At 45.4% G+C, this 15,791-nt stretch carries 14 protein-coding genes and 2 pseudogenes; 6 read left to right on the top strand and 10 right to left on the bottom strand.

The annotated features are described in order from the left end of the window. Nucleotides 1-13: 13 nt before the first annotated feature. The 3 genes from HUN05_18770 to HUN05_18760 form a co-directional block, all read right to left on the bottom strand. Nucleotides 14-1,174: a hypothetical protein gene (locus HUN05_18770; GenBank protein WDP86914.1), complete on the bottom strand. Its 1,161-nt coding sequence runs from the start codon at nt 1,172-1,174 to the stop codon at nt 14-16. A gap of 56 nt (nt 1,175-1,230) precedes the next feature. Then, entirely contained in the window at nt 1,231-1,413 is a 183-nt protein-coding gene (locus tag HUN05_18765) for a hypothetical protein (GenBank protein ID WDP86913.1), read from the bottom strand. A 353-nt stretch (nt 1,414-1,766) separates the two neighbouring features. After that, a protein-coding gene (locus HUN05_18760; protein WDP86912.1) for an IS3 family transposase occupies nt 1,767-3,217 on the bottom strand; the annotation gives its coding sequence in 2 pieces (ribosomal slippage) (nt 1,767-2,830 and nt 2,830-3,217; 1,452 coding nt in all). On the opposite strand from HUN05_18760, the gene HUN05_18755 reads away from it, so the two are divergent. The 4 genes and pseudogenes from HUN05_18755 (at nt 3,160) to HUN05_18740 (ending at nt 6,331) form a co-directional block, all read left to right on the top strand. Beyond that, nucleotides 3,160-3,738 (top strand): hypothetical protein, encoded by a 579-nt coding sequence (locus tag HUN05_18755; protein ID WDP86911.1) that lies wholly within the window; start codon nt 3,160-3,162, stop codon nt 3,736-3,738. The genes HUN05_18760 and HUN05_18755 overlap by 58 nt on opposite strands. A gap of 168 nt (nt 3,739-3,906) precedes the next feature. After that, nucleotides 3,907-4,347 carry a hypothetical protein gene (locus HUN05_18750; GenBank protein ID WDP86910.1) on the top strand — a complete coding sequence of 147 codons (441 nt, stop codon included), beginning with the start codon at nt 3,907-3,909 and terminating at the stop codon, nt 4,345-4,347. A 114-nt stretch (nt 4,348-4,461) separates the two neighbouring features. Continuing rightward, nucleotides 4,462-4,959: a GNAT family N-acetyltransferase gene (locus HUN05_18745; protein WDP86909.1), complete on the top strand. Its 498-nt coding sequence runs from the start codon at nt 4,462-4,464 to the stop codon at nt 4,957-4,959. A gap of 223 nt (nt 4,960-5,182) precedes the next feature. Beyond that, a pseudogene (locus HUN05_18740) lies at nt 5,183-6,331 on the top strand (IS256 family transposase). A gap of 7 nt (nt 6,332-6,338) precedes the next feature. Here HUN05_18740 and HUN05_18735 read toward each other — a convergent pair. From HUN05_18735 to HUN05_18710, 6 genes and pseudogenes are all read right to left on the bottom strand, one after another. Then, nucleotides 6,339-7,509, bottom strand: a pseudogene (locus tag HUN05_18735) (IS4 family transposase). Between the two features lie 311 nt (nt 7,510-7,820). Beyond that, nucleotides 7,821-7,982 (bottom strand): hypothetical protein, encoded by a 162-nt coding sequence (locus HUN05_18730; protein ID WDP86908.1) that lies wholly within the window; start codon nt 7,980-7,982, stop codon nt 7,821-7,823. An 11-nt stretch (nt 7,983-7,993) separates the two neighbouring features. Then, nucleotides 7,994-8,449 (bottom strand): DUF2318 domain-containing protein, encoded by a 456-nt coding sequence (locus HUN05_18725; protein WDP86907.1) that lies wholly within the window; start codon nt 8,447-8,449, stop codon nt 7,994-7,996. A gap of 26 nt (nt 8,450-8,475) precedes the next feature. After that, nucleotides 8,476-8,952, bottom strand: coding sequence for a heavy-metal-associated domain-containing protein (locus HUN05_18720; GenBank protein ID WDP86906.1), 477 nt, complete (start codon nt 8,950-8,952; stop codon nt 8,476-8,478). A 217-nt stretch (nt 8,953-9,169) separates the two neighbouring features. Continuing rightward, nucleotides 9,170-10,510 (bottom strand): sigma-54-dependent Fis family transcriptional regulator, encoded by a 1,341-nt coding sequence (locus HUN05_18715; GenBank protein WDP86905.1) that lies wholly within the window; start codon nt 10,508-10,510, stop codon nt 9,170-9,172. Continuing rightward, nucleotides 10,511-11,608 (bottom strand): HAMP domain-containing histidine kinase, encoded by a 1,098-nt coding sequence (locus HUN05_18710; protein ID WDP86904.1) that lies wholly within the window; start codon nt 11,606-11,608, stop codon nt 10,511-10,513. 259 nt (nt 11,609-11,867) lie between these two features. Between HUN05_18710 and HUN05_18705 the strand changes: the two genes are divergently transcribed. Then, complete coding sequence (locus HUN05_18705) at nt 11,868-13,658, top strand: SLC13 family permease (protein ID WDP86903.1); 1,791 nt, start codon at nt 11,868-11,870, stop codon at nt 13,656-13,658. Nucleotides 13,659-13,704: 46 nt separating this feature from the next. Here the strand turns inward: HUN05_18705 and lpdA are convergent, their stop codons facing one another. Next, nucleotides 13,705-15,138: a dihydrolipoyl dehydrogenase gene (gene lpdA / locus HUN05_18700; GenBank protein WDP86902.1), complete on the bottom strand. Its 1,434-nt coding sequence runs from the start codon at nt 15,136-15,138 to the stop codon at nt 13,705-13,707. Between the two features lie 223 nt (nt 15,139-15,361). Between lpdA and HUN05_18695 the strand changes: the two genes are divergently transcribed. Then, entirely contained in the window at nt 15,362-15,787 is a 426-nt protein-coding gene (locus HUN05_18695) for an Lrp/AsnC family transcriptional regulator (GenBank protein ID WDP86901.1), read from the top strand. The last annotated feature ends 4 nt before the right edge of the window (nt 15,788-15,791 follow it).

The raw sequence follows: 15,791 nt of genomic DNA, 5'->3' as shown, positions 1-15,791 counted from the left end.
CCCATTTTCCCGGTTATACTGCTGGCACTGGATTGTGCATGTTTGCCATCTGCTTCAGGCAGTTCCAACGCCCTGCTTTATAAAATGATCGCAGCATAATCATTTTTTCTGCATTCTCCCGATACCAAAAGATGCATGGACCTTTAAGACGTAAATTCACGACTCTCCGAATCGAACTTTCAATAGCACCGCTGCCAATAGGTAAGTTCAACGCTTTTACAGTTGAGAAATTAAGCCTCAGTTCATTGCGCACAAAATAATCCCGTTCCGTCTTGATAGCCTTACTGTTTCTGCCTCTACAAAGCTTCTGGACGGCCTGTACCACCTCAATCGCCTTTCCCTTCAGCAGAAGACCTCGCTGCTTCGATACCCAGCGTTTGCGTTCCTTGGATGACCAGGTCTTCCTTAAGCCTGCTACTGTACCCAGATGCTCAACTGCATGGTAGAAATCGAGAAGTTCATACACACGCTCAGGAGCCAAACCCAATGCTTTTAGCAGTCCGGGGATTCGATTCCAAATCCAATGTGCCCCATCTGCAACAAACAGTATTTTGTCTGAGTTCTGAATATGAAGGGAGTTCAAATAACCCTTTAACAAGTGGAATACACCATCCGGTCCATTGAAACAGCCATCAATAAATGGTGAAAAGCTTTTTTCTTGTTTTCCATGGGCGTCCACTACATAAATGATCAAAAGCTTGGGTTCTCGCCATGCCCCACGAAATCGGGTTCTATCCTTTTGGGTTTTTGGTCCCCTTTTCTTCTCTCTGAGCCGAGTGCGGCCACCATCAGTGCTGATAACGACTCGCCGCCCTTCAAGTAAATCTCTATCATTTAATGGGATTCGGCCCGCTTGTTGTTCGGCTCGAGCCCGCTCTGCGTACCGATAGGTCAGTTTACGGATGACCTTTATACCCAACGTCATCCCACGGTCACAAAGCACTTGACGGACTTCTTCAAAAGAACTTAATAAGGCTGACCAAGAACTCACCATAGAAGCCAAAGCAGGCGAGCAGCGATCATGGATTCCAAGAAGGATTAAGCCAGCGTATGCACCTTTATATCTTTTTCCTTTTCGGCGGTCACAGGACCTTCGATAGTATCGAACATGAATATCAACCGAACTATCTGTACAAAGCTGAATCCAAACGGTCTCAAGCCCTTCGCTTTTCATCCGTCCCGGCCAATTGGACATCAATTCTTTTTCTTGGTCGACCTGTTCAGAGGAATCTACTGAGGCCTGGATCTTTTTTTTAAAAAAAAGGCGCTTATCCGATTTGTATACTCAAGGATTTCCTGCTCCATCTGTTCTAATTCGTTAGCGTTACGAACCAAGCGATTTGGATCTTCTTCCAGTTCTTTGAGGCATGCAAGGACTTCATCAACAGTATTACAATCTTCAGCTTTCTTCATTAGCACAATCCATTTATGTTCATTTCAGCGTAACAGAGGATATCATTCTTTTTGCTCTAAAAGACAGGCCTTTTTAAAACCGGGAAAATGGGAATGCGCCCAGGGTTTCTGATCGGATTTCAATGGTAATATTGGGCCGTTGGGCAGGTTTTAAGGAATTAAATACTTTTATAAAATAATCTTTGCCACTGAGTAGCCAGGTATATGATCTGATACCGTGGGTTAGCATGTCAAATTTCCAGGGAGGGCAATCATTAGTTGGCGTTAAAAAACCTGAAACAGGACTGTTTTGAATCTGTGCCTTTTCTTTCAGCGGAATGTGTCAATGACAATGAGACATTTTATGCCTAAAATTAGGCTCCAATCTTATCCTTCTCTTCCTGTTCCGGTTTGTTGATCCAGGCTGCTTCTGGTAAAGCTGGTGGCCGAGGGATTTTCCCCTTAAAGCGTATTGGGTTTTTAATAAACGCCTCTTTCAAAGTTCTACAGCGAGACCCATAAATCTCTTTAGCAATGCCATAATGAAACTGTTCCGGGGTTACCAGGCCAATACCAGAATGGTAATGCTCTTTATTGTAGTATCCAAAGAAATCCTGGCAGAAGGCTCTTGTATCCTCGATCGAACCAAAATGATTTGGAAATTTTGGACAATATTTCAATGTTTTAAACTGAGCTTCAGAGTAAGGGTTATCATTGCTGACGTGCGGTCTGCTGTGGGTTTTGGTTACCCCTAAATCGACAAGAAGTTGGGCAACCCCTTTGGATTTCATACTGGCTCCCCGATCTGCATGAAGTCCAAGCTGACCGGGTAATATATTTTGGTTTTCACAGGACTTCTCAATAAGCCTTTTGGCCAATGCTGTTTGTTCCCTATGGGCGACCATCCAGCCGACAACATACCTGCTGAAAATATCCATGATTACATACAGATAGAAATAAGTCCATTTTGTGACACTTTTCAACTTGGTAATATCCCAGGACCAGACCTGATTCGGTCCTGTTGCCAGCAATTCAGGTTTTTTATATTTCGGGCGATTTACCTGCCGTCTTCGTTCCGGCACAGAACCATGTTCTTTGTGAAGAAGCCGATACATCGTTCTGATGGAGCAATAGTATTTTCCTTTATCAAGAAGAGAGGCATAGACCTGGTATGGGGCCTGGTCTCGATACGTGTCCGAGTGAAGAATATCCAAAACCGTTTGTTGTTCATCAGGATTCAAAGAAAGAGGAGAGCTGCCCCGCTTTGATTTCACCTGTTTTTTCGGAGAATAAAACCTATAAAAAGATGAGCGAGGGACACCGAAAGCCTCACATGAAGGCTTTTTCCCAAGATCGTGACTTAACGTTAGGGCGGCATTCATCAGTCGTCTCCTTTGAGGTCGTCCAGATTTTGTTGGATTCCCAGGATCTGAGAAATTTTTTTTTGGGCTTCAATGATGAGTTCCGCCTGTTTTAACTTATGCTCTAATTTAGATTTTTCTTTTTGAAGTCTGGCGACCTCTGTTGCCAATGGGTTCTTCTCTTTGGATTTCCTCCCTCGCTTTCGAGGTGCCATGGCGTTGAGAAGTCCTTTATTCCGGGCTTTGCGCCAATCGGCTAAATTTGAAGAATAGAGGCCCTTTCTTCGAAGTGTCCTACCTATGCCTCCGGATTCATTGCAGTTTTCAACCTCTTGGAGAATACGCAGTTTATAAGAAGCAGTGAAATTACGCCGGGGCTTTTTCTCAGGAACTTCAGGATCAGGGATTGAATTCTGTCCCCCCAAGGAGGCTCCAATTCCAGTCGCCCTATGGGCTCCTTCCATTGGTGCCTCCTTGGGGGCTGCCTGTTTTTCGGACTCTGGTAGTGGGTTCATTTTTATCGGTTTCATATAAGTATTGCCTTACCCGCCCTACACTAATTTATCAAGGGGTAAGTGTCTCACTTATATTGTCACAGAGGGCATCCATAAAAATATCAGCTCATTGCAATCGAGTTGCAGTAACACACGGTCACACAGCATGTGTCAGTTTGGAGTTTGGTAATTTTAAACCAAAACTTGATGAGATAGTGGATATTTGGCGTGGGTTTCGTGCCACTCCCCAATATCTTGAGTTGCCCTTTGCTCCAAAACGGCCAATCATTTATCGTGGGGAAACGGATCGCCCTCAACCTCAAAAAGACCGTGAATCTGATAAGGCAATGTCGGTGAGCGTAGGTAGGTTGCGCAGATGCAATGTGTTTGATATCCGGTTCATAGGACTGCACCATAACACGATTCGTGGTGCTGCTGGCGGTGCTGTTCTCACAGCCGAGTTGCTGAAGGTTCAAGGCTACCTATCATAAAAGCCTTATTCCGATACAAATTTCAACGAATAAGGATAGATCGTGTGAGCAAAGCGAAAACGAGCCAAATGAATCGGGCGAGCCGGTTATTTGGGGTTATAAATCAGAGGTGGAAAAATGAATGAAATCATATTTTCAGGTTATTTAACATATTAAGATGATTGTAGATTGCTGAAAAAAATCAAGGCCCAAAAAGTATTCTCGGTATATGGAATTACAACTATTCTAATGATAGCGGCGATTACGTTTTTAGTAATGAAAGCGTCTATGGGAATTGGAGAGACTATATTCATGCTAACTCTATTGACATTGCTTGTAGGAGGCATTTGCTATTGGCAGTACAGATCTACTCAAAAAAAATTAAAAAAAAGCTACACTGAGGGAACTAACCAACCAAGGGAAGGTGTTTTAAAACGTAGAGAAATTTTGATCAAAACTGATAAAACTTCATCAAAACTCAAATTAGATTTTTTTGATAAAGTCATTGAAGGCGATACCTTCATAGCCCTTGTACAGAAAAAAGAGTTTTATATCGGATTTTCAGAATATATGTTTCAATCTAAGACCGATTGGTTGAAAGCTCGGGAGATAATCAAAAAAATTTTATAGCCATTCATTGCAGCGAACCACAAGGGGCGCATTCCTGTCCCTTTTTCAGGTGGCCCTGAACGCAACCGTTATCAATTAAAGCTCTATGCTTAAAACGAAAAGAAAGCACTAACGATGAATTATACAAATCAAATCGAGATAGATGAATTTTCTATGAAATATGAGGACGATATACTGAACCTTATTGTTAATATACAACAAAAGGAATTTGGTATTGACATCACTGCGGCAGATCAGCCTGACCTCTGCAATATTAAAGGCTTTTACCAAGTAAACAAAGGTAATTTCTGGGTTGCTTTATTCAACAAAAAAATGGTTGGTACTGTAAGCTTACTTGATATTGGTCATAAGCAAGCCGCTTTAAGAAAAATGTTTGTCAACAAGAGATATAGAGGAAATAAATATCAAGTTGCGCAGGCACTTTTGCACACACTTTTAAATTGGGCACAATCAAATGGAATCAGAGAAATTTATTTAGGCACAACACCAAAATTTTTGGCTGCCCATAGTTTCTATGGGAAAAATGGTTTTAATGAAATAGCCAAAAGATATTTACCAAGCTCTTTTCCAATAATGAAAGTAGATAATAAGTTTTATAAATATGAACTATAAGTCATCAACTCTCGAAAGGGACTCAATATGCCATTTGTAAATATAAAAATATTATAGAATTAATTTGATGCATCAGAAAAACAAAATCTTATTTCAGATTTAAGGAATTTGATTGTGGATGTAATGAATATAGAAGAAGAAATGGCCAAAAGGAGGAGGGCGTTCAAAATTCTGTGTCAGTTGAATGAAAGCTGATATACTCAGCTAAATAAGGAGAACTGACATGACCGAAGAAAACACCGAATTTGATTTTCAAAAAGCCCTTAAAGGCATCCAGGAAGGTAAACCCTTCACAGGTAAGGGCGGCGTCCTTACATCATTAATCAAAAATCTTGCTGAAGCTGCTCTTGAAGGAGAGTTGGAGTCCCATCTCGGGCAGGAAGTTTCTGCCAACCGCCGTAATGGAAAAAGCAAAAAGACCATTAAATCCCTGGATGGTAAATTTGAGCTGGAAACCCCGCGTGACAGGGCCGGAACCTTCTCTCCACAGATCGTCAAAAACATCAGACAACGCTCAGCGATGAAATTGAAAGAAAGATAATAGCCCTTTACGGCCTGGGCATGAGTTATAATGATATGGCTTCCCATTTACAGGAAATCTATGGACTTGAGATTTCAAATGCCACTCTGAGCACCATTACCGATAAAATCATCCATACCGTCAAAGAATGGCAGGCCAGGCCGTTGGAAAATGTGTACCCAATCGTATGGCTTGATGCCATACATTATAAAGTACGAGAAAACGGAAAGGTCGGCAGCAAAGCCGTTTACACAATTCTTGGGGTGAATATCGAGGGCCGCAAAGAGGTTCTTGGGCTGTACATATCCGAGAATGAGGGTGCGAACTTCTGGCTGCAGGTGTTAACAGACCTTTCAAACCGAGGGGTAAAAGATATCCTGATTGCCTGTGTTGATGGTCTAAAAGGTTTTCCCGAGGCCATTGAGACCATATTCCCGGACACAGAAGTTCAACTCTGCGTAGTCTACCAGATCCGAAATTCATTGAAATACGTTGGTTCCAAAAATAAAAAGCGAATTTATGGCAGATCTAAAACGTGTTTATAAAGCGGTCAATAAGGATCTGGCCGAAGAAGAACTGGATATCTTGGAAAATAAATGGAATGACAAATACCCGATTGTGATAAAATCCTGGCGGAACAACTGGGAACGCCTCAGTCATTTCTTTAAATATCCAGAAGAGATTCGACGGATAATATACACCACAAATACCATTGAGGCTGTGCATCGACAGTTTCGAAAACTGACCAAAACAAAGGGATCATTCCCGAACCAGGACAGCCTGTTAAAGCTGCTTTACACGGGGATCCAGAACGCCAGTAAAAAATGGACAATACCGATTCAAAATCAGTGATGTCCGGTTAGGTTTTTGCTTGCTCAATAATTTTTTGATCTTTGACAATATTGTCCCTGTTTGAACTATGAGAGCCCTGCTCCTCGCAGCCAAACAGGTCATTTAGAATGGCGGTTCGCAGCTGCCGAACTCTTTTGATCGTGACCTTTTCATTAAACTGTTTTTGGCAATGGATTGCCAGTAACAGGTAAGTGATAAGGCCGCCAAGAATCTGAACCATAAGGCCGTATTCACTGCGGGCAATGAGATGATATACCTTCAGATGTTCTTTCCACCATTTGAAAAAATCCTCAATGGTCCACCGGAGTTTATAAATTGTTGCTATTTGTTCCGCTGTTAAATCATGCCTGTCAGTTGCCACATAGTATTTGACGCCAGCAATTTTATAGCCAACAACCCGAACAGGCCTTTTCGTCTGGTTTTGATTCGGAGTACCAAGTTTAACCAGTGCATCATAAAAAATGTAGCTGTCGGAAGGGGTCTCGTGGTTATCAATAATTGTTCTTGTTGTCCTGGTTTTTATACGGCAGACAAAATGTTTGCCTTGCTCCTGAAGCAGGTCAAATTCTTTATGGGATTGATATCCACGATCCATAACACCTGTTTGCCCCTTGGAAAGTATTTTGGGAACAAAAGTGCGTTCAGCGCCGTTGCCTTCAGTCAAAAAAGATTTTGTTTGGGATTCCGTGATTAATGTCAAATCCGCAATGTACTTTGGCTTTTTTACTTCCTTTTCTGTAGTTCGCCCAGTGCATTGAAAGGACTGCATTTATGAGACTACCGTCAATGGAAACCAACTCTCCTAACTCGGCGTGTTCACCCGGATGACACTCAAGAGCCTGTTTATAAAGATCCTCAAAGATAAATTGCAGTTGTTCGAGTCCCCTGTGATTGATGGCTTCACAGAAACTACTACGGCTGATACCACCGTCTGGCGCAATATTTTCTTTAGCAAAAACATTCTCCTTGAGATCCTGAATTAAATGTCGGGCAGACTTGTGCTCCTGAAGATGGAAATAAACCAAAGCATTTATCTGGTCTTCGAATGTCATTTTTAAAGGGCGGTCTCCTCGAGATTGTAATTCCGGTGATTTTGAAAGTGACTTTATCAGAGGGCACCTGAAATTGTCAAAGTTCAGGGACCGTAGTTGTTTTTTAGGGACTGAGATGTGCGTCATTTGAGCTCCTTGAGTTAAATTTTCAAGGCGCACAAAAATTTTTACGCACATTTGTCAACACAAAACAGACTGTTTTTTCAATGATTTTAGATGCTTTTTATATGCAACAACCTAACCGGACACTACTGATTCAAAATTGGTCACTGACAATTTCCCAGTTGGCAATTTTCTTTGAAGGCCGGCTGGATAAAGAGCTGGGAATTTGATAGGGATTTATTTACAGATGGAAAAGATGGTTCCAGGAACTCCACTCCAGCAAAAATCAACTCCTCCGACGTGGCTGATTGAAGGCCCATTCTCGGACCTGACTTTTACTTCCGCTGGCGCTGAGGCAGATCCGGGAACCGAAACCGTGACACAGAATTCTGAACATTCCCAATAATGGCGGTTAAACTGCCAAACGAGACCCCCCGTTTTTGAATTCCCAGTACTTTTTCCCGTTTTTCCCTGTAGCGTTCAGGATCCCAGGCCATAGATTCTCCTATTATTTAAATTTACAGAGCCAGGCATTGGCATTGATCTCATCCATGGAAATCTTAAGACGGTCACCATCCACAACCCTGTCCAGGTGGGTTGGATTGCATCCGCCTTTGACCTCATTGATCCGGTCTGTGGCAAAACGCATACCGCAGTTTTCACAGATCATTACATTGCCCTCCTGAATATAGCCCTTTCCTGCCCTGTAACACACGTCACAGGCATCCACAGCAGCCCGGATAATACCGTCCTGGCTTTTGACCACAAAAAACGCCACCATCACCCCCTTGTCAGACTTGATTTTAAAATAGTGGGCCTTGCCGTCAGATATTTTGTCCACAGGAATAGAAATCATACCGTTTTCAGGCGCCAGATCCTTAAATTTGCCTCCACCGAACCAGGCATGGGCAGAGGATGCCGACATAAAGACGGCCAGGGCAAACAGAGTTAAAGTTCTTATCATTTTTATTATTATTTCCTTGATCTTGCTTAGATATCCTTGGTTTTTGGGGTGGGAGCGCCTGCCTGGGGAAGGCCGGAACCGGCTTGTCCGCCGCCAGGGCACTGGGCGGCAGCAGGGGCAGCACCGCCGCCGCAGCACCCGTTGTCATAACCGGTTGCCTTTCGCCGGGACTGCATATGGGCAAAGGTCTCTTTTTCTCCAATCATATCCACGGTATCAAGGGCGGCGGGATAGCCCAGACGGGTAATGGCCGACCCTATTTTTTCCGGGGTAAGGGGCGCTGCAAAATCCACGGCAACCCTGTTGCGCAGCAGGTTGGCTCCCATGCCGGAAAATCCATCCAGAGGCCCCAGTGCTTGGTTAATCTTTGAAAAACAGGCGCCGCAGGTGAGATTTTCTACTTTAAAAACCGCCCTCTGGGTAGGGGGATTCTGGGCAGCGACCACAGCAGCAGCCAGGAGCATCAATGCCCCTGACAGGATAAGCAGATACATTTTTTTCATGGATCTCTCCTTGGGTTGTTCGTTAAATAACAGTGATAAGAAGAGTTGTTTTCACAAAAGATGCCAGGGGATGCAAAAAAGAAATAAAGGTTTAACCCGCTTGAATTAAAAGAGATTTTACAAGAAAGAATAAGAGTGCATTACGAAATCACAGGTCTGTCTTGTAGACTATTCCACAGAGGGATGTAGAATAGTCTACACTCGATGTGTTCCAGACCTACAACCCGTATTTTTCCAAACGGTAAAGAAGGACATGTCTGGGAATTTTAAGCAGCCGGGCTGCTTGAGAACGATTCTGCCCGGCCTTTTCAAGGGCTTTTATCACATAGGCCTTTTCCACGGATTCCAGGGAGATGCCCCCGTCCGGAATCATTGGCTCAAAGGCGGAGGGGGCAGCCGTCATTCCCGGAAGATTCAGATCTTTGGTTCGAATCAGGGCGCTGGATCTAAGGATAATGCAACGCTCCACAATATTTTGCATCTCCCTGATATTTCCCGGCCAGTGATACCCTTCCAGCGCTTTGAGGGCATTGGGAGAAAAACAGACATCCGCCGGCGCATCAAATTTTTTTAAAAAATGGACTGCCAGGGCAGGGATATCCTCAGGTCTTTCCCGCAGGGGAGGTATAAACAAAGGAATCACCGACAGCCTGTAATAAAGGTCTTCTCTAAACTCCCCCCTGGAGATCCTGTCCTGAAGATCCAGGTTGGTGGCAGCAATAATCCTGATATCAACATCCAGGGTTTTTTCCGATCCCACCGGCTGGATCTGTCTTTCCTTAACAGCCCTGAGAAGCTTGACCTGTAAATCCATTGCAAGTTCTCCGATTTCATCCAAAAACAAACTGCCGGAACCGGCTGTCATGAAATGCCCTTTCCTGTCCTTTACAGCCCCGGTAAAGGCGCCTTTCACATGACCGAAAAGTTCAGATTCAAGAAGGCCAGATGGAATGGCAGCACAGTTCACCGCCACCATGGGGCCCTTATTCCGGGGTGAATTCTGATGAATCAGCCTGGCCAATACCTCCTTTCCTGTGCCCGATTCCCCGGAGATGAGCACTGTGGCCTCGGAATTGGCTGCCCTGGACGCTGTGTCCAGCAATTCTTTCATGGCAGAGCTTGCCGACACCATGCCCTGGGTTCCGGTGAGGCGGTTCACCTCATGGGTGAGCATTTTTGTCCTGGATATAAGCCCCCGCAGTTCCAGGGCTTTTTGATAGGAAAGGATCAGGGTATCCCGGTCAAAGGGCTTGGTAATAAAATTAAAGGCACCCTTGTGCATGGCCTGGACCGCCATCTCAATGGAACCAAAGGCTGTCATGATAATCATCGGTATATCAGGAGACACAGCCTTGAATTTTTCCATGAGATCCAAACCGTTGTAATCCCCTAACTTTACATCGCTAACCACCAGATCCGGCTCATTGGCATGGAAAAATTTAAGACCCTGGGTGCCGGAATCTGCTGCGAGCACAATAAAACCGGCTGCGGTTAAATTATACTCGGTCACCCGCCGCAGGCTTGGGTCATCATCAATAAGCAAAATGGTCTGATTCATTTATACTGGTCCTTTTTTTACGGGCAGGTTTATAGAAAAACAGGCACTCCCGAACTCAGACCGGGTGACCTGGATGGTTCCACCCAGTCGTTCTAAGATTCTTTGGGTAATGGACAGGCCCAGTCCGGTCCCTTCTGCCTTAAAGGTCACAAAAGGCTGGAACACCGTTTTGTGGGCAGTTGTATCCAGTCCGGGACCATTGTCATCAATATCAATGCAGAGGCGTTTGGATTCCAGTCTATGGGAAACCCATATTTTCCCTTTTTTATCCACAGCATCTGCCGCATTGAGCAGCAGATTAATCAGCACCTGGGTCAATGCGTTTTCCGGTATCCGGACCTCCTCTGCCATGGTCCTGTCCCAGGACAGGTCAATGGCTTTTTCACTGACCTTGGGCCCCACCACCTGGCTGACTCTATCCACGACCTGTGACAGGACAACCATTTTGTCTTCACGGGTTTTCTGCTGTCCCCGGCAATAGGCCAATACCTCGTCAACGGAATTGTTCAACCGGGATACCTCCGACCGCATGATTTCAATAAACTCGTGCTTGGGATGATTCAAATTTACTTCATCTGCCAGAATTTCTACAGCCCCTTTAATGGCGGCCAAAGGGTTTTTTATCTCGTGGGCCAGGGATGCAGATACATGGCCCAGCATGGACAGCTTGTTTTCCTGGCCCAATTCTTTTTCTGCCTGGACCAGACGTCCAGCCTGGTCATGGAGCCTCTGGTAAGAAGATGCCAATTGTTCAGACAAGGCCTGGTACCTGATCCGCAACTTGTTTTCCCGGCTGGAAACCATGCCGATAAACAGGTCAGCGGCCAAATAAAATAATATTTCCGATAATTCTGAATAGTAGACCTGGGTTCCCTGGAACCAAAACATGAATAAATGGGGCACAAACGAGAGACAGGAAAGCACTGCCATGGCCAGCCCTCCTTTGACACCGTACAGAATGGCTCCGATGACAATGGGGAAATAGGCCAGCCTGCGGTATGTATCATGGTAGAGAATCAGGTGGCCGGGGGTGACATAGTGGGCCGCCCCGATTCCTGCGATCATCAGCAGAAGACAGACAAACCAAATTTTTTTCATCCGGGGCGTCATGGCAGTTTTCCTTTAGCAGGTGTGGTTTTTCAGTATCCCATAGAACCACATTAATTCCTATGCTTTTTCACGCATATCATAATCAGGGGGCCTTGAGGTATATCTTTATGGCATGTGTTTGCCAAAAACCTTACCCCGGGACGCATGGATGTTATCCCAAGCCCATGATTTTCTGACTTTGTAAATTCAGAATTAGTGGTTACATTGAATGAAATAAATTGGATAATAATCAATTGGGAAACAGATTATGTTCGGATTAACCACACCCATGATATTGGTAACCCTGATTTTGATTGTTGCTCTTATCCTCTTGGTTACCGAAAAAATTGCGGTGGATAAAATTGCCATCGGCATCATGGTCTCCCTTGTTCTGACCGGTATTTTGAAACCGGCAGAGGCGGTTGCCGGTTTTGCCAATCCAGCGGTTATCACGGTTGGCGCCATGTTTCTGCTCAGCTACGGTCTTATCCGGACAGGGGCCGTGGGCATTGTGACCAAACTGACCCTGCGATTTTCAAAAGGGAATAAAACCAAAGCCTTTATTTTGATCCTTCTGACCGTTGCCCTGGCTTCGGCATTTATTAACAACACCCCTGTGGTCGTGCTGTTCATCCCCATTGTTATGGGGTTGAGCTGTGAATGCGATTTTTCCCCGTCCAAGATGCTGATCCCCCTGTCCTATGTTTCAATTCTGGCCGGTACCTGCACCTTGATCGGGACATCCACCAACATTATTGTTTCAGATCTTTCCACCCGCTTTGGATTCCAACCCATTGCCATGTTCGAGCTTGCCCGGGCCGGAATTCCAATTGCCCTGGTCGGCCTTGTCTATCTTTTTTTTGTCTCTCCTAAAATTCTGCCCGGGCGCACGGCTCCGGTCTGTGAGCTGGACGATTCCAAATCCACCCGGTATATTGCTGAGGTGATCATTCCGGATAACAGTCCCCTGGTCGGTGAACAACAGATTGTGGAGACGGCTGAGAATAGTCTGGGACTTACCGTGATTGAAATTTTTCGGAACAACAATATTTTTGACCCCAACCGGACAAAGCTCTCCATTCGTCAGAACGACATTCTTCTGGTCAAGGGGTCGGCCGAGGGCATCATATCGGCATTGAAGAAAAATATCCTGGCCCTGGCCCATGGAGAAGAGGATCTGGCATTTGGCCCGGCCGGCAAGGACGATCTTATCATTGAGCTGGTCATCCCGCCCCTGTCAGGACTTTTAAGGGAAAAACTGGAATCCACTGAATTGAGACATGACCCGGAAATGAGGATTATCGCCCTCAGGACCCGCCGGCATCACTATTCCTATCGAAAAATCAACACCGTAAAACTGAAAATCGGGGACACCATCCTGGTCCGATGTCCCAGAAAAAAACTGCCCCAGCTGCGCCGCTCAAATGATTTTATCGTGATCGAGGATATTCACCATGCCATGACCGATACTGAAAAGGCAGGGACAGGCGCCCTGATTTTTGCAGGTGTGGTGCTGTCTGCCACCCTGGGCCTGGCCGCCATCATGACCTGCGCCATTACCGGTGTTTTTTTGATGACCCTGACCCATTGCCTGAGACTCAAAGATGCCTATCGTTCTCTTGAGTCTGATATCCTGCTTTTGATTATCGCCACCATTGCCCTGGGTTCGGCCATGCAGAAAACCTTTGTTACCCAATTGTATGCCGATGCATTCCTCAGCCTGTTTGAGGGCACAGGCCCGGGGGTGGTCCTGTTCGGCATAATCCTTTTATCCAGTATTTGCACCCATATCCTGAGCAACAATGCCACGGCAGTTCTCCTGCTGCCCATTGCCGTGTCCACGGCAGACAGCCTCGGTGTTGATCCCAAACCCTTTATCATTGGGATCTGTTTTGGTGCCAGTGCCTGCTTTGCCACGCCCATCGGATACCAGACCAACCTTTTGGTCTATGGTCCGGGACGGTATCGGTTTTCAGATTTTTTAAAGCTGGGGCTTCCCCTTAATTTTATCGTGATCAGTTTATCCAGCCTGCTGATTCCATTTTTCTGGCCCTTTTAAACCTGAATTCAAGGGGGCGTAAATGGTCGCCAGCGTGAGATGATGATTATCCATGAATTGTAAACCCGGATGCTTTTGAGGCCACTTCACCCATGATTTCCGCCAGGGTCGGATGTGCATGGATGGTATGGGCAATCTCTTGGGCTGTTAATCCCTTGTCAATGGCCAGGGTGGCCTCTGCAATGAGATCTGTGGCATGGGCCCCAATGAGATGAACCCCCAGCACCTTCCCTGTGTTTTTTTCCACCACCATCTTGGCCAGGCCTGCAATCTCATCAATGGCCTGGGCCTTGCCCAGAACCCTGAAATTGGAGCTGGCCGTTTCAACATCCATGCCCTTGGATTTGGCCTCCTCTTCGCTCAGGCCGACGGTCCCGATTTCAGGCGTTGTAAAAATAGCACCCGGTACAGCGTTGTAAGCCATTTGCCCTTCTTGTCCCATTGCGGTTTGGGCTGCAACAATGCCTTCGTGGGACGCCACATGGGCCAGCATCACCCGTGAGGGCCCCAGGATATCGCCAATGGCATAGACGTCGTCAACATTGGTCTCCATTGCATCATTCACCGGAATCCATCCTTGTTTATCCGTTTCCAGGCCGATATTTTCAACTTCCAGGTCTTTGGATAAAGGGGTTCGGCCAATGCAGACCGCCATGAGTTGAGACTCGATCAAATTGGTTTTTGGATCCCTGGCGTTTGCATTATCCGTAAATGGGCTTTTGGCAATGGAAATGTTTACCTGGTCCCGGGTGGCATCAGCCGAGGTGACCACAGTGTCGCAAAACACTTTAATTTTGTGTTTTTTCATTTCCCGGAGCAAAAGCTTGGAGATTTCTTTGTCCACGGACGGAAGCGGCAAAAGCCTGGACATTGCCTCAACCACGGTTACCTTTGCCCCAAGGGCTGAAAAAATAAAGGCAAACTCACATCCGATCACTCCGCCTCCCACAATGGTCAGGGACTCGGGGATTTGGCCGAGGGTTAAGATATCATTTGAGGATAAAATCTTTTGATGATCAAAGGGAAAATCAGGTACGTTGAGAGGTTTGGTTCCCACGGCAATGATGAGTTTATCATATTCAATGGATTGGGATGTCCCATCCTCTGACATCACCTCAACAATTCCTTTGGATTTGATTCGGGCGCATCCTTTTTCCACCCGGATTCCCCGGGACTCTAGAAGGGAGGCGATTCCTTTTCTCTGGGAATCTAAAATTTTATTTTTCCTGTCCATCAGGCCTGCCATGTCTGCACAGATCTTTCCTTCAATACAAATTCCCATGGAACCCGCCTTTAAACATTTTTCAAACAATTCCGCAGAATTTTTCATGATTTTTGATGGAATACAGCCCCAGTTCAGACAGGTCCCTCCCAAATTCTCTTTTTCTATCAAGACAACCTGACCCCCTAAATCCGCTGCCTTTAAAGCGGCCACATAGCCCCCGGGTCCACCGCCAATAATGAGTATTTTAACCGTCATGATATCCTCCTTGCTGTTAAATGGTTTTAGGTTTGCGCCCTATCTCCTGACGGGATCAATTCGTGCGAAATTAAAAATCAATATATAGTGTTTTCATAAGTTTTTTCAAGTTAAATTTATATTTTCATAAGTTTTTTAAAAAAAATAATTGACTTTACATCCATTGTTAAGTAGCCTCTCCCTATGTCCAAAATTAATTTTGTAACCCAGAAAATAAAACAAAATGACACTTGATCAAGCCAATATCAACTTAGCCGGAGCACCTGAAAAAGGACGAACCTCCTTTAAAGAAAGCGCTGGCGATATTGGTATCCCTGAAAAAACGGTTGGGGCCAGGGTCGAGCGGTTCAGGAAAGAAAATTTCCTGAATATATACGGTCCGCAATACCCAGCCGGCATGCCCGGCCATCAGATTCTAATCATTTGCATTCAGCTGTGGAAAATAAACCCAGGGGAAAAAGGCGAGAAGCGCAATAGGCTTCAGGACGGTATCACCGTAAGTGCGGCAACCGGGAGGTACGAACTCATTGTACGGGGTCTTTTCAAAAAAGGGTTCGCCAGCCTGATCTTGTCTACCAGAAATATCTGGACAAGTCATGGCCTAAGTTCGGTGGGAACATTTGCGGTGTATACATCGTATGATTTTTAACCCG

Origin of the sequence: Desulfobacter sp., assembly GCA_028768545.1 — a bacterium.
Classification (GTDB): Bacteria; Desulfobacterota; Desulfobacteria; order Desulfobacterales; family Desulfobacteraceae; genus Desulfobacter.
This window is presented reverse-complemented; position numbering and strand designations above follow the sequence as displayed.